At 57.4% G+C, this 12,438-nt stretch carries 10 protein-coding genes; 5 read left to right on the top strand and 5 right to left on the bottom strand.

What is annotated here, in order from left to right:
* Window positions 1-86 precede the first annotated feature (86 nt).
* Window positions 87-842, top strand: a complete 756-nt coding sequence (locus HX884_RS09395; protein WP_178328043.1) for an alpha/beta fold hydrolase — start codon at window positions 87-89, stop codon at window positions 840-842.
* A 56-nt stretch (window positions 843-898) separates the two neighbouring features.
* Here the strand turns inward: HX884_RS09395 and HX884_RS09390 are convergent, their stop codons facing one another.
* From HX884_RS09390 to HX884_RS09380, 3 genes are read right to left on the bottom strand one after another with little or no spacing between them, the layout of a single operon-like run.
* Complete coding sequence (locus HX884_RS09390) at window positions 899-3,073, bottom strand: virulence factor SrfC family protein (RefSeq protein ID WP_178328042.1); 2,175 nt, start codon at window positions 3,071-3,073, stop codon at window positions 899-901.
* The gene (locus HX884_RS09385) at window positions 3,070-6,051 is read right to left on the bottom strand and encodes a virulence factor SrfB (protein WP_178328041.1); all 2,982 of its coding nucleotides are present in this window, start codon (window positions 6,049-6,051) and stop codon (window positions 3,070-3,072) included. The genes HX884_RS09390 and HX884_RS09385 overlap by 4 nt, the downstream gene beginning before the upstream one ends.
* Window positions 6,052-6,055: 4 nt before the next feature.
* Window positions 6,056-7,402, bottom strand: a complete 1,347-nt coding sequence (locus HX884_RS09380) for an SrfA family protein (RefSeq protein WP_178328040.1) — start codon at window positions 7,400-7,402, stop codon at window positions 6,056-6,058.
* 283 nt (window positions 7,403-7,685) lie between these two features.
* Between HX884_RS09380 and HX884_RS09375 the strand changes: the two genes are divergently transcribed.
* Window positions 7,686-9,284, top strand: coding sequence for an ABC transporter substrate-binding protein (locus tag HX884_RS09375; protein WP_178328039.1), 1,599 nt, complete (start codon window positions 7,686-7,688; stop codon window positions 9,282-9,284).
* Between the two features lie 98 nt (window positions 9,285-9,382).
* Entirely contained in the window at window positions 9,383-9,616 is a 234-nt protein-coding gene (locus HX884_RS09370) for a YdcY family protein (RefSeq protein ID WP_029882939.1), read from the top strand.
* Between the two features lie 3 nt (window positions 9,617-9,619).
* Here HX884_RS09370 and HX884_RS09365 read toward each other — a convergent pair whose 3' ends face one another.
* Together HX884_RS09365 and HX884_RS09360 are read right to left on the bottom strand one after the other, a co-directional pair.
* Window positions 9,620-10,069: a DMT family transporter gene (locus HX884_RS09365; protein WP_023621252.1), complete on the bottom strand. Its 450-nt coding sequence runs from the start codon at window positions 10,067-10,069 to the stop codon at window positions 9,620-9,622.
* Window positions 10,066-10,584 (bottom strand): GNAT family N-acetyltransferase, encoded by a 519-nt coding sequence (locus tag HX884_RS09360; RefSeq protein WP_178328038.1) that lies wholly within the window; start codon window positions 10,582-10,584, stop codon window positions 10,066-10,068. Before HX884_RS09360 ends, HX884_RS09365 begins: the two co-directional genes overlap by 4 nt.
* 150 nt (window positions 10,585-10,734) lie before the next feature.
* Between HX884_RS09360 and HX884_RS09355 the strand changes: the two genes are divergently transcribed.
* Both HX884_RS09355 and HX884_RS09350 read left to right on the top strand, forming a co-directional pair.
* Window positions 10,735-11,310, top strand: a complete 576-nt coding sequence (locus HX884_RS09355) for a helix-turn-helix domain-containing protein (protein WP_013096486.1) — start codon at window positions 10,735-10,737, stop codon at window positions 11,308-11,310.
* Window positions 11,311-11,375: 65 nt separating this feature from the next.
* Window positions 11,376-12,416, top strand: a complete 1,041-nt coding sequence (locus HX884_RS09350; RefSeq protein ID WP_058651299.1) for an NADP-dependent oxidoreductase — start codon at window positions 11,376-11,378, stop codon at window positions 12,414-12,416.
* Window positions 12,417-12,438: the final 22 nt, after the last annotated feature.

Genomic DNA, 12,438 nt, shown 5'->3' with positions numbered 1-12,438 from the left:
GCGATTTAATACGCCATTATCATGCCTTCAGCCACCACAACAAGGGAAGACCCATAAATAAACAGTGCATCGTAAAAGGAGTGCTTATGAACAGTTTTTACTCGCAACATGCGGGTTGCACCGTCCGCTGGCATGATTTGCCCGGCACCGGCGATCCCGTCGTCTTCATCCACGGATTGGGCTGCGCCTCGTCCTATGAATATCCCCGCGTCGTTCGTGACCCTCAGTTTGGCGGGTGCAGAACGATTCTCATCGATTTACCCGGCAGCGGTTACAGCGATAAGCCTGAGCACTACAGCTACAAAACTACCGACCAGGCCCGTGTTGTGGCTGAACTGGTGGATCATCTGAAGCTCGATGCCTTCTGGCTGTACGGTCACAGCATGGGCGGCAGCATCGCCATTGAAGCGGCGGGGCTGCTGGCGTCGCGTGTTAAAGGGCTGATGGTGTCGGAACCCAATTTTCATGCCGGGGGTGGGATGTTCAGCCGCTCGATTGCCGCACAAACGGAACAGCAGTTTCTGGAACAGGGATATCAGGCCATGCTCTGTGCAGAAAAAACGGCGTGGGCCGGGTGCCTCCAAAGTAATGCACCTTATGCTGTCTGGCGCGGCGCATCGAGCCTGGTGGCGGGGGTTGAGCCAGACTGGGAAACGCAATTTCTGTCGCTGCCTTGCCCGGTGACGTTGATTTTCGGCGAGCTCTCTTTGCCGGATGACGATGTGGAGCGCCTGAAGCAGAAGGGCGTTGAGGTCAAAATCATCCCTGCTGCGGGGCACTCCATGTCGTGGGAAAACCCGTCGGCACTGGCGCAGACGTTAGCGGAGTGTATGGCGGCGTGATTATCGTTGCGGAATGTTGGCCGGGTAAGCGCAGCGCAACCCGGCAACAAAGGCTGCTACATGATTAAAGCCCGAAGTGCCCGACGTGCGTCAGGCTGAACATCATGCGGGTGCTGATAATCAATGTTCTCTATTGCCCGGCTATAGAGGGCAACCAGCCAGTCGTAAACGTATGCGGTGGCCGCATGGACAGGCTGTTCCCCCAGGCGCGTCAGGCGCGGCGCGGCGCAGCTAACCACGGGCGTAACAAAGATTGCCAGCCCCTTACGGATGCGGCTTGCCGGACGTTCAGCAACAGGCGTCTGGTCGTAACCCAGCCAGCCAACGAAATTACCTATCACCGCATGCAGCTGTGCGGCGCTGCTCTTGTCGGTTTCGACAATACGCTGAAGCTGCTGAGGCAGGTTAAGACGGTAGCTGGCGACCACCAGAACCTCGGCAATTTGCTGTAACACCGCAGGCTCAAGACCCAGGCGTGTGGCCGCTGCGTCATTACGACTCCACTGACGCAAATGGTTCATCCACACTTTATGCGCCAGGCGCGCTTTATCTTTTGTCTGGAACGTGCTGGCACTTTCCTGCGCATTGTCGGCAAACAGATCGATGGTATCCGTAAACAGACCGTTGACCTGCTCCTCGCGCGGTTGCTGGACGGCCAGAAGCGTTTCGAAGGCTTTGAGCGGAGGCAGAAGCCCTTCGAGCAATTCGCCGTGGCGGGCGGCGCTGCTTTGCAGGGTGCGAACCATGTTCTCGGCCTGAGTTCGTCTTGCTGCAGGCTCCTCAACCAGCGGTGCCAGATAACTGTGCATCAAAGCCGACAGATCCTGGCGCAGCGCCGTTTTCAACGTGTTAAGACGTTTCTGTCGCTGGGCAGGTAACGTGGCCTGAGACAGCCACTCGATGACGCGCTGCATGCTGTGGCTGTCCAGCGCCTGCAGCGTGCCCCAGCGCAGGCCTGGTTTACCCAGCAGATGCTGGACCGCTTCATCGAGATTTTGCCGGGTGGTAAAACGCGCGTCGTGAGGCGTAATCGCCCACACCAGACCCGGCAGGGCTGATTCCTCCGCAGGCTGCGTCTCTTTGACCCAGTTCATCAGTACCTTTGCTTTTTTTGCCGTCTGGTCGTGCTGCGCGGTCGCATTGCAGATCACCAGCACATCTGGCTGCAGCTGCTGGCGATAGTGTTCCAGCAGCCACTGACATTTGGCCTGGCTTAGCGGATCGGCGCTGTTGTCTGCAAAGACCGGGATATCAATAATATCGACGTTATCCAGCGCGCTGCTCTCGACAGGCAGTACCAGTTCACGCGTCAGGAATGCCAGTACATCGACGGGGAGGCTAATAGCATTAAGCATCTCGCCGTTGTTCAGGGGATGCAGCAACGTCTCCTGAGCGTCCGGAAGGGTAAAGGTGCCATGGGTCAGGAAGCCTTCGCCCGGCAGACCAAAGTTATCCACCAGCAGGCTGAGCGGGGCGGCAAGTTCGCTGGCGTGGCTGGTCTGGTGCAGAACATGGGCAAGCTTTAACCACTGCTGGGTCAGTTCCTGTTGCTCACCCCACAAAAGCGACCAGACGCTGGCCCGGGTGGTGAGATCAAGCGATGGCACCAGTTGCGCAAACTGATGCCACAGCACATCATCAATTTGCTGTCTGGCGGCAGGTACCGTGCTCTGCCAGAAACGGGCAATCGCGCCAACTTCCTGCGCCGTTATGCCCGGTACACCCTGCGGTTGACGCAGGCCGCGCCACTTCTCAAGGCGCGTCTCGATAACGGCCTTATCCACGGCGCGGATCTGCGGGTGTAAGGTGGTGCGGGCAATAAACAGCTGCACCAGCTCGGCCTCGGTGACCAGGCTCAGACGTAGCGGGAAAGCCTCATCGTTCACTGCCGCGCTTTCGGTGGTGAAACGCAGTGCCATGTTGGTCAGGGCATGTCCCGGGTTGATATGTGAGAAGTAGTCAAACGTGCGTTGCCCGGGGGTGACGTTCAGCCGCCCGTTACCGTTGCCGCACAGGGACAGCAACAGATGCGCTTTCGCGCTTTGGGAGTGGCCATACAGACCAATGCTGCTCCGCCGGGTCAGGGCCTGTTCAATGGCCTGCTCCCGCGCCTGCGCCGCATTGATACGTGCCAGCAGGGCGTCGGCATCGTTATCCAGCACCGGGGCGTGCAGGCGCGTCTCGTTAATCCACCCGATTAAGGCCTGCGTGGTGGTCATCGTTGCACTCATTTCAGGTATACACTCCCGCTGTCGATCCAGTAGTGGCTACCGCTATGACGGCGATCGGCCAGAGTATTCAGTTTGAAGGTTAAGGCGTCTGGTGGAACAGGGGTTCCATCCTGCAGCCAGGCGTCGCTTAGCTCGAAAGATTCCGGGCCTTCGTGCTTGCTGCCTCCGCAGAGCTTAAGCCGCACGTTCAGCACGCCGTCGCCAGCAATCGCTTTGGCCAGTTCCGCCGAGTTGATACTCAGGGTGTACAGCGGCGTCGCTGGCCAGCGTGCGTTCGCCAACTGGCGGAAGCCGAGCGTGACGTTCCCACGCAGCGGGAAATGCAGGCGGGCGTCGAGTTTTGCGCCAGGTTTATCCAGGTCGATATCCTGATACCAGACGTTCTCCTCACGCAGCGTGTTAACGGTGTTATCCAGCACGCCCAGATAGCGCACGGTGGAGTAGGCGCCAATATCGGCCGCCTTAAAGTTAAAGCGCGGCAGACGCAAATCGAGCGCCAGGCTGCAGAGCATGGCCCCCACGGCGGCGGTCGATTTCGGGTTGCCGATGCGACCCTGCTGGCTGAACGGATACCACTCATGAACCTGGTATTTATCAAGCCATACGATGCGATTGACCGGCACGGGCTGGAGATGGCGGATCAGCGCCTGCACGCCCGGCAGGCACCCCGGGCGACCGGTGATCAGCAAAATATCGCAGCTGTAATGAGAGATCGCTTCGCACACCGCATGAAGCGGAGAGGCCAGCGTGAACTGACCCGCCAGCATTGCATCCTGCATTTCGCGAAAATTCACATGCAGCGGCACGGCAAACAGGTCGAAGGCTTCAGAGCCAGCAGGCAGGGCATGGTCGATTGCCTGCTGCAGGTAGTTCATCACGTTGCGGGTCGGCTTCTGCGGCAGCAGATCGCCAAAGGTGGCATGCAAACCGCCCAGCGGATCGTCAATGTCGCTGGATTCCCACGCGGCAAGGATCGCATGACCGATCGGCATAAAGAGCTGAAGTGCGGTCTGCTGGCGCAATACCGCCTGGGTATCAATACGTCCGGAGTCACCGAACAACGACGCCATCAGCAGAGACGCATCCGCAATTCCGGACTTCTGCAACTGCGTTTGCAGGGCTGGCAACACATAGCGCTGGATAACGTCCAGCAGCGTGTCGTCGCCGGCCACTTTAAACCCTTCGCGGAAGAGAAGCTGTGGCGTGATTTTGACGTTATTCCCGGAGCCGTCATCCAGCTGATAGTGGGTGATCGCCATATCTGTGGTGCCGCCGCCAATGTCGATAGAAGCGACGCGCAGCGCGCGACCCGGCTGGACACCAGGCTCGGGTTCACGATCCGGGCGGGCGAGGGAGGCGAAGAAGGCTTCCGTCTGACCACCAAAACGGGAGATCGCTTCGTTGTAAAGCCAGACCAGTTGCCCGCAGCTCGCTTCATCCCATTCCATCTGGATCTCAGGCACCGGCACCACGCTTTTATCCTGCTGCTTGCGGGTGGCAAAGTCTTCATCCTGCGGATGCCATCCCATCGCTTTCCAGACGATGGCAATCGCTTCAAACATGCGGCGACGGAAGATCTCGCGCTCCTGCTTCGGCATCGCCGAGGGCAGCGTGAGGATCAGCGTGCGCAGCTGGCGCGGAGACGCCGGGAAGCCCAGACGCAAGCGCGTGGCGACGCTGTTGATCTGGCCCAGCGCCTGTGCCAGCAGCTCGCACAGCATATGGGTCATCAGGGTGCTGCGGCTGTACTGCGGGGAGAAAACCGGCAGACGCTCGTCCTGGGGCAGCGTAAACAGCGGTTCGCCGTCATCATTCATCAGGTTCATCAGCGGGAACGCGGTCGCCAGCGGCTCGCGTTGGGTTTTGCTGTTCATCTGGCTGAAACGCCAGTCCTGCACCACCGGCGTCTCATCCCACAGGTAGCGACGCGGGCTGGAGATACCGCTGTTACCTTCAGTCCCCAGACGCTGCATGGCCAGCTTACGCGCCTCATCGCCAACCCGGACAATAGAAGGCCAGACGAAGGCATCCTCGCGACCGCTTTCAACCGAGAAGTGCTGTTTGCCAAAGCGTGCTTCCGAGAACTCCAGGCGGCTGGTAAACAGGGGCTCATTGAGGAACTGCGGCTCGCTTAAAGAGCGCACCTGTAACTCGGCCGTCTGGCGCAGACCGTCGTTGGCGTCGCCGTGATCTTCAATAATCACGCCGCAGGTATGGGTGTTGCCCACGTCGAGGATCAAATCGACCGGAATGGCAGGCGTGCTGAGCGTATGGGTGACAAATTTGACTTCCGGCACGGTGAGCTGTTCACCAAGCATGGTCAGCACATTCAGCCAGTGTGCCTGATATTCAAAGCTGCGCATGGCCTGCTGCAGATCGCGTTCTGAACGGTGTTCAACGTCCGAGGCGTACTGCGTGAACGCTTCGCGCAGCCAGCCATCTATCCACGTCTGGTCGAGGAAATTTTCTACTTCGGCATCGCGCCAGGCCAGCGTGAAGCGGGTCCCGTTAAGAATATCGTTTTCCACTGGCGACAGCGCGGAGGTGGCATGCTCCGCAATCTGGCTGTCGAGGGCGAGGGTGACGCGATGGGTGTTGCCTGCGGTGTCCGGAGTCTCCAGCTTGCGGACCTGAACGCGCGCCCAGTTGTCCGGGCCGTCAACAAAGGTTCGCGGCGGGTTGAAGCGCAGGAACGGAACGGGGAGCCAGACGCCATCCAGCACGGCCAGGGACTGATGCAGCGCGATGGTTGTCTCAGGCTTGACCACCTCAGGCTGGCCGCCGTCCGTGCCGGGCAGGGTGTAACGCCCGTTAACCAGGTCGAAATCAAGGCGCAAAAGCGGGCCGTTCGCGGTTTTACGCACGAAACGCCCGTTGCTGGCGGTGTCCTGCGGGGTCAGACCGAAATCGAGGAACTGTACACCGCTGTTGGCAATAAGCGTAACGCTCTGTTTATAGTCGCAAAGATTTACCAGCATAGGATCAGGCACCTGCTTTCTTAAACGTCAGTGGAACGACGGTTTTTGCATCATAACGGGCATTGCATTCGGCGACATCGCTGGTGCCTGCTTTACAGGAGACTTCCGGCATCGGGTAGCGGGAACCGTCTGTGCAGCGTGCATTGCCGCGACTCTTAATCATCAGCTCGCCATTGCTGTGCAGGCCGGAGAAAACCTCTACGCGGCACACAACATTATCGCCATGCACAACACGGGCGAAGCCTTTGTTGTTCTGGATCTGATAGCGCAGTGACGGCGGTTTGCCGGTCACCGGATCTTTTACGTCAAGAATGGCGCGCCAGGTGCCGTTCAGGAAACGCGTCGAGCCCGCTTTGACCTGACCGGCCTCCATGACCATGGCATCTTTCGGGATCGCGGCAATCACCACCGGGGCAGACACCGGAGCGGGATCGGGTTCCTTCGCTTTATTCTCTATCACCTCAGCCTGATGCAGCGGCAGGTTCATCGCCAGTGGTTCAACCGCTTTAATCGGTTTTGGGGCAATCGCCACGGGTTGCGGTGCCGGGGCGGCTGCTGGCGCGGGCTCTGCCGAAGGGGCCTGTTTTGGCCACAGCAGCGGGGCTGCAATGGCGGCAACGATCACAGCGGCAACCGGCAGCGACCATAAGGGCACGCGACGCTTTTTCACGACGGGCGCAGGAGCAGGCTCTTCAACAGGCGGCGCAACGGCGGGTGCGGGCTCAGGCTCATACAGCGCTTCCGGCGTAATGCGCACAACCGTGGCCGGGGCGATCAAAGGTTCGTCAGCATGTTCAAAGGTGACGGCCGGGGTCGGTTCTGGTTCCGGTTCAGGATCTTCAATCACCACCGGCGCGGGCTCAGGGATCAGCGATTCGCGCAGGCAGTCGAGTACGTCATCGCGTGCATTTTCGTTCAGGTTTACAAATCCCCAGAACGCAATGACCGGTTTACCGTCGACCAGATAAAGGAAATTTTCGCTCGGGAACTGGAAGGCTTTCGACAGCAAGGAGCCAAAAAGCTGTTGTGCGGTTTTAGGCGACTGGAGGCATTTCTTACTCAGCGATTCAACGCTGGCAAGGGTATTTTCCAGATAGCGTAGGGCGCGAAAACGGTCATCTTCATTGGCCGTTTTCCAGCTGGTGACGCTACCTTCCACCGGGGAGTACCAGTCCACACGGTCACCGCCGTCGTTGACCTGTGGAATGGCCAGACAGTCGACAATGGCCTGCTGTTTGCGCAACCGGAGTGCTTCACGTATTTGCAACGCTGATTCAAAAACGGCTTGTCCGCCGCCGCCAACGGCCTGAAAATCATCCAGATTACCGCTGCGTAAAAGAGTTTTTGCCACGATTTGACCCCATATACTTCTTCACACCGTTACTTTAACGAAACCGGAAAGCAAACAAACGGAGGAAGAGACGCTAAAAGCGCCGATTTCTTGCGGCATAGATCGTGACGGTTGTGCTTGACGGATAATGGAACTTAAGACAAATCACCTTTTTCGGCACTGGCTGTAAAACCAGCGAAAAACGCGGCTTTAGAATAACCTGACAGTGTTTCGTTATTTGCCAGCTTATAGCGGCTGTGCTGTTATTACTGTCCTATATAATAAAACTGTCAGGGTTATAACCATGTCTACAGGGAAAACACTGCTCGCCCTTGCGCTGAGCGCTATTTTACCAGCCGGTGCCGCATGGGCGGCAAACAACGACACCCTTATTTACTGTTCTGAAGCGTCCCCCGAGTCGTTCAACCCGCAAATTGCCAGCTCAGGCCCGTCATTCGTCGCCAGCTCTCAGGTACTCTATAACCGCCTGATCAATTTCGACCCGGTGAAAAACACCCCGGTTCCGTCTCTGGCGGAATCCTGGACGATTTCACCGGACGGCAAGACCTATACCTTTACGCTGCGTAAAGGGGTGAAGTTCAACAGCAACAAATACTTCAAACCGACGCGCGACTTTAATGCCGATGACGTTATTTTCTCGGTCATGCGTCAGAAAGACCCTAAACACCCGTATCACAATGTGTCGCAGGGCAATTACGAATACTTTAACGACGTCGGCCTCGATAAGCTGATCCAGAACGTTAAAAAGGTCGATGATTATCATGTTCAGTTCACCCTCAGTGAACCGAACGCCGCTTTCCTGGCCGACTGGGGCATGGATTTTGCCTCCATTTTGTCTGCCGAATATGCGGATGCGATGCTGAAAAAAGGCACGCCTGAGAATGTCGATACCTGGCCAATCGGAACCGGCCCCTATGTACTCCAGCAGTACAAAGTGGATTCTCTGATCCGCTATGTGGCTAACCCGAACTACTGGGAAGGCCCGGTCCCGACCAAACACCTGATCTTCTCCATCACGCCAAACGTGGAGACCCGTCTGGCGAAACTGCAAACCAATGAGTGCCAGATCATTCCTGCGCCATCTCCGGTGCAGTTTGACGTCATTAAGAACAACAAAAACCTGACGCTGCACTCCGTCGATGCGCTGAACGTGGGCTATCTGGCGTTCAATACCGAGAAAAAGCCGTTTGATAACGTGCTGGTGCGCCAGGCGCTGAACTACGCCACCGACAAAAAGGCCATCGTTAACGCCGTCTTTATGGGCTCCGGTACGGTCGCGAAATCCCCAATTCCGCCAAATATGATGGGCTTTAATAAAGATCTGAAGGATTACAGCTACGACCCGGAAAAAGCGAAAGCCCTGCTGAAACAGGCCGGACTGGAGAAGGGCTCGGAGGTCACGCTGTGGTCAATGCCGGTACAGCGTCCGTACAACCCGAACTCCCGCCGTATTGCCGAGATGATCCAGAGCGACTGGGCGAAAGTGGGCGTGAAGGCCAAAATCGTCTCTTACGAGTGGGGAGAGTATCTTTCCGGAATGCGTAAAGGCGAGCACGACTCCGCGCTGTTCGGCTGGATGTCGGATAACGGCGACCCGGATAACTTTGCCGATGTGCTGCTGGGCTGCAATAGCATCAAAACCGGCTCCAACGCTGCGCGCTGGTGTAATAAGGATTATGATGCCCTGGTGCAGAAAGCCAAACTGACCAGCAACCCGGACGATCGTGCGAAGCTGTATAGCCAGGCGCAGGAGATTTTCTATCAGCAGGCGCCGTGGATTGCGCTGGCAAACGGCAAAACGTTCTATGCAACCCGCAGCAACGTCACGGGTTACAGCGTGAGCCTGATGGGCAGTGATTTCTCAAAAGCGAAGCTGAACTAAACATTTATAGCCGGGTGGCGGCTACGCCTTATCCGGCCTACTCATGCCCCGTAGGCCCGGTAAGCGCAGCGCCACCGGGCAGATGAAAAGGAGTGACAATGTCACATTTAAACGAAGTTATCGCCCGTGTGGATGCCGCGCTTGACGAAAGCGTCATTGCACATATGAACGAACTGCTGATTGAACTGAGCGATGATGCTGAGCTGAGCCGCGAAGAACGCTATACCCAGCAGCAGCGCCTGCGTACCGCGATATCGCACCACGGTAAGCAGCATAAAGAAGAGATGGAGGCGCGCCAGGAGCAGCTCACCAAAGGCGGCGTTATTCTGTAATGTTCAAAACTGGCGTCGGGCCACCAGCCACGCGCCCACCACCAGCATTACTGCACCGCACACCGGGCCGATCAGCGCCCGCAGCGGGATGCCATGGCTTTTTAGCACGTCCATTATCAGCCCGCCGATGAGCTGGCTTGCCACCAGCACGGCGATGGTTGTCGCCGCGCCTACATTCTGGTAACCGCTGATGCTGGCAAAAACAAAAAATGAACCCAGCAACCCGGGGATCAACGTCCACCAGCGCACCGTGGATGCCAGCTCGCTAAACCCCGCGACCCCTTGTTTAAACAGCAGAATGCTGACAAACAACACAATGCCGACCAGCGAGTTCAGCAGCATCGCAATGAGTATGGTGGAGGAGGACTGGGTGATGCGCACCATCAGGGTATTTTGCACCACCAGGCCAATGCCCGCCGCCACCAGAAAAGCCAGCGTCAGTGATTGGTTCATTTAATCGCATCCGGATCGCTGCGCTCATCAAGCTGCAGCTGCATAAAGGTTAAGTCCAGCCAGCGGCCAAATTTGGTGCCCACCTGCGGCATCTGACCCGTTGTAACAAAGCCAAGCGTCTGATGAAGATGGATAGAGGCGTGGTTCTGCGCTTCAATCCCCGCCACCATCACATGCTTGCCGATGTCACGGGCTTCAATAATCAACGCCTTCATCAGCATACGGCCAATGCCTTTGCCCTGGTGATCCGGGTGGACGTAAACCGAGTGCTCTACCGTATGACGAAAACCGTCAAAGGCGCGCCAGTCACCGAAGGAGGCGTAGCCGGTGATGATGCCATTCTCTTCGCTTACCAGAACCGGATGACCTGCGAGGGTGCGGGCCTCAAACCATGCGATACGGTTATCAGTATCGACCGTGGTATCGTTCCAGATCGCGGCGGTGTGCAGCACCGCGTGGTTGTAAATTTCACCAATAGCGGCGCAGTCTTCTTTGCAGGCATGACGAACGATCATGATGGAACCCCTGAATGTGTTGTTTACTATGTTATTACGTTATTGCTACGATATTACACAACAACCCGGACAGGTGGCTACGGTATAAGCCCGATTTTTTTGTTATTAAAACCTCATTGAAATACCGTTCATACACTATAGTATGACGTCATGAACACCATAACAGACACGATGAATCAACGGATTAGCGCAAGAATTCGCCTTGAACGCGAATCACGCGGATGGTCGCTGAGCGAACTCGCCGATCGGGCAGGCGTCTCGCGCGCCATGATCCACAAAATCGAGCGCGGCGACAGCAGCCCGACGGCAACGCTGCTTGCGCGCTTATCCGGCGCGTTCGGCATCAGCATGTCAACGCTGATAGCAAGAGCGGAGATGCAGGAGGGTAAACTGCTGCGCCTTGCTAACCAGCCCGTCTGGCGCGATCCGCAAACCCATTATCTGCGCCGCCACGTTTCACCGCGCACCGATCTGCCCATCGATCTTGTCCAGGTTGAACTGCCCGCCGGGAGCGATGTGCCGATGCCCGCATCGTCCTATGCGCTGGCCCGCCAGCTGATCTGGCTGCAGTCCGGGGAGCTGGTCTTTCAGGAAGGCGACACCCGCCACGAAATGCAGGCCGGGGATTGTCTGGAGCTCGGGCCGCCCAATGACTGTCGGTTCATTAACGAAACCAATGAACCCTGCGTCTATCTGGTGGTTCGTCTTAACCAGTCTGGCTCGTAATGTTAAGGCGCTCAGGCGGATCATGAGCCAGGATCAATGGACATCTGTACCATAAGGAGTCTCTGATGAATCAATCTGTTTCGCAAAATCGTCGCTGGGTACTGGCGTCGCGTCCACATGGCGCGCCGGTCGCGGATAACTTTCGTCTCGAAGAGCAGCCGGTTCCGGTACCGGCTGCAGGACAAGTTCTGCTGCGTACGATCTGGCTTTCGCTTGACCCGTACATGCGCGGCCGCATGAGCGATGCGCCATCCTATTCACCGCCGGTTGAAATTGGTGCGGTGATGGTCGGCGGAACGGTCAGTCGCGTTGAGCAGTCCAGTCATCCGGATTTTAAAGCAGGGGAATGGGTGCTGGGATACAGCGGCTGGCAGGAGTACGACCTCTCTGACGGCAGTGGTCTGGTCAAACTGGGCGAAAATCCCTCCCATCCTTCCTGGGCGCTGGGCGTTCTGGGAATGCCGGGCTTTACCGCCTACATGGGGCTGCTGGATATCGGGCAACCCAAAGCGGGTGAGACTTTGGTGGTTGCCGCGGCAACGGGGCCCGTAGGTGCGACGGTTGGGCAAATCGGTAAAATCAAAGGCTGCCGGGTCATCGGTGTGGCCGGAGGCGCAGAGAAATGCCGCCATGCCGTTGAGGTGCTGGGCTTTGACCAGTGTCTGGATCATCATGCCGATGATTTTGCCACGCAGCTTCAGAACGCCTGCCCGAACGGTATTGATATCTATTATGAAAACGTTGGCGGTAAGGTCTTTGACGCCGTGCTCCCGCTGCTCAATACCTCCGCGCGGGTGCCGGTATGTGGTCTGGTGAGCGGCTACAATGCCACCGGTCTGCCTGAGGGGCCGGATCGTTTGCCGCTGTTAATGGGCACCATCCTGAAAAAACGCATTCGTATGCAGGGCTTTATCATCGGCCAGGATTACGGACACCGCATCAAAGAGTTCCAGGAAGAGATGGGGCGCTGGGTGCAGGAGGGTAAAATCCACTATCGTGAACAGGTGACCGACGGGCTGGAAAACGCACCGGATGCGCTGATTGGCCTTCTTGAAGGCAAAAACTTTGGCAAAGTCGTGATTCGCGTCGCGGCAGACAATAAATAAACAAGATTATGGCGGGGTAACC

Origin of the sequence: Enterobacter sp. SECR19-1250, from assembly GCF_013391025.1 — a bacterium.
In the GTDB taxonomy this organism is placed as follows: Bacteria; Pseudomonadota; Gammaproteobacteria; order Enterobacterales; family Enterobacteriaceae; genus Enterobacter; species Enterobacter cloacae.
This window is presented reverse-complemented; position numbering and strand designations above follow the sequence as displayed.

What these genes read in the sequence shown, in the direction of transcription:
- HX884_RS09355 (WP_013096486.1), top strand. Translation starts at nt 10,735, where the DNA reads ATGAACACCATAACAGACACGATGAATCAACGGATTAGCGCAAGAATT.
- HX884_RS09370 (WP_029882939.1), top strand. Translation starts at nt 9,383, where the DNA reads ATGTCACATTTAAACGAAGTTATCGCCCGTGTGGATGCCGCGCTTGAC.
- HX884_RS09385 (WP_178328041.1), bottom strand. Translation starts at nt 6,051, where the DNA reads ATGCTGGTAAATCTTTGCGACTATAAACAGAGCGTTACGCTTATTGCC.
- HX884_RS09365 (WP_023621252.1), bottom strand. Translation starts at nt 10,069, where the DNA reads ATGAACCAATCACTGACGCTGGCTTTTCTGGTGGCGGCGGGCATTGGC.
- HX884_RS09350 (WP_058651299.1), top strand. Translation starts at nt 11,376, where the DNA reads ATGAATCAATCTGTTTCGCAAAATCGTCGCTGGGTACTGGCGTCGCGT.
- HX884_RS09360 (WP_178328038.1), bottom strand. Translation starts at nt 10,584, where the DNA reads ATGATCGTTCGTCATGCCTGCAAAGAAGACTGCGCCGCTATTGGTGAA.
- HX884_RS09395 (WP_178328043.1), top strand. Translation starts at nt 87, where the DNA reads ATGAACAGTTTTTACTCGCAACATGCGGGTTGCACCGTCCGCTGGCAT.
- HX884_RS09375 (WP_178328039.1), top strand. Translation starts at nt 7,686, where the DNA reads ATGTCTACAGGGAAAACACTGCTCGCCCTTGCGCTGAGCGCTATTTTA.
- HX884_RS09390 (WP_178328042.1), bottom strand. Translation starts at nt 3,073, where the DNA reads ATGAGTGCAACGATGACCACCACGCAGGCCTTAATCGGGTGGATTAAC.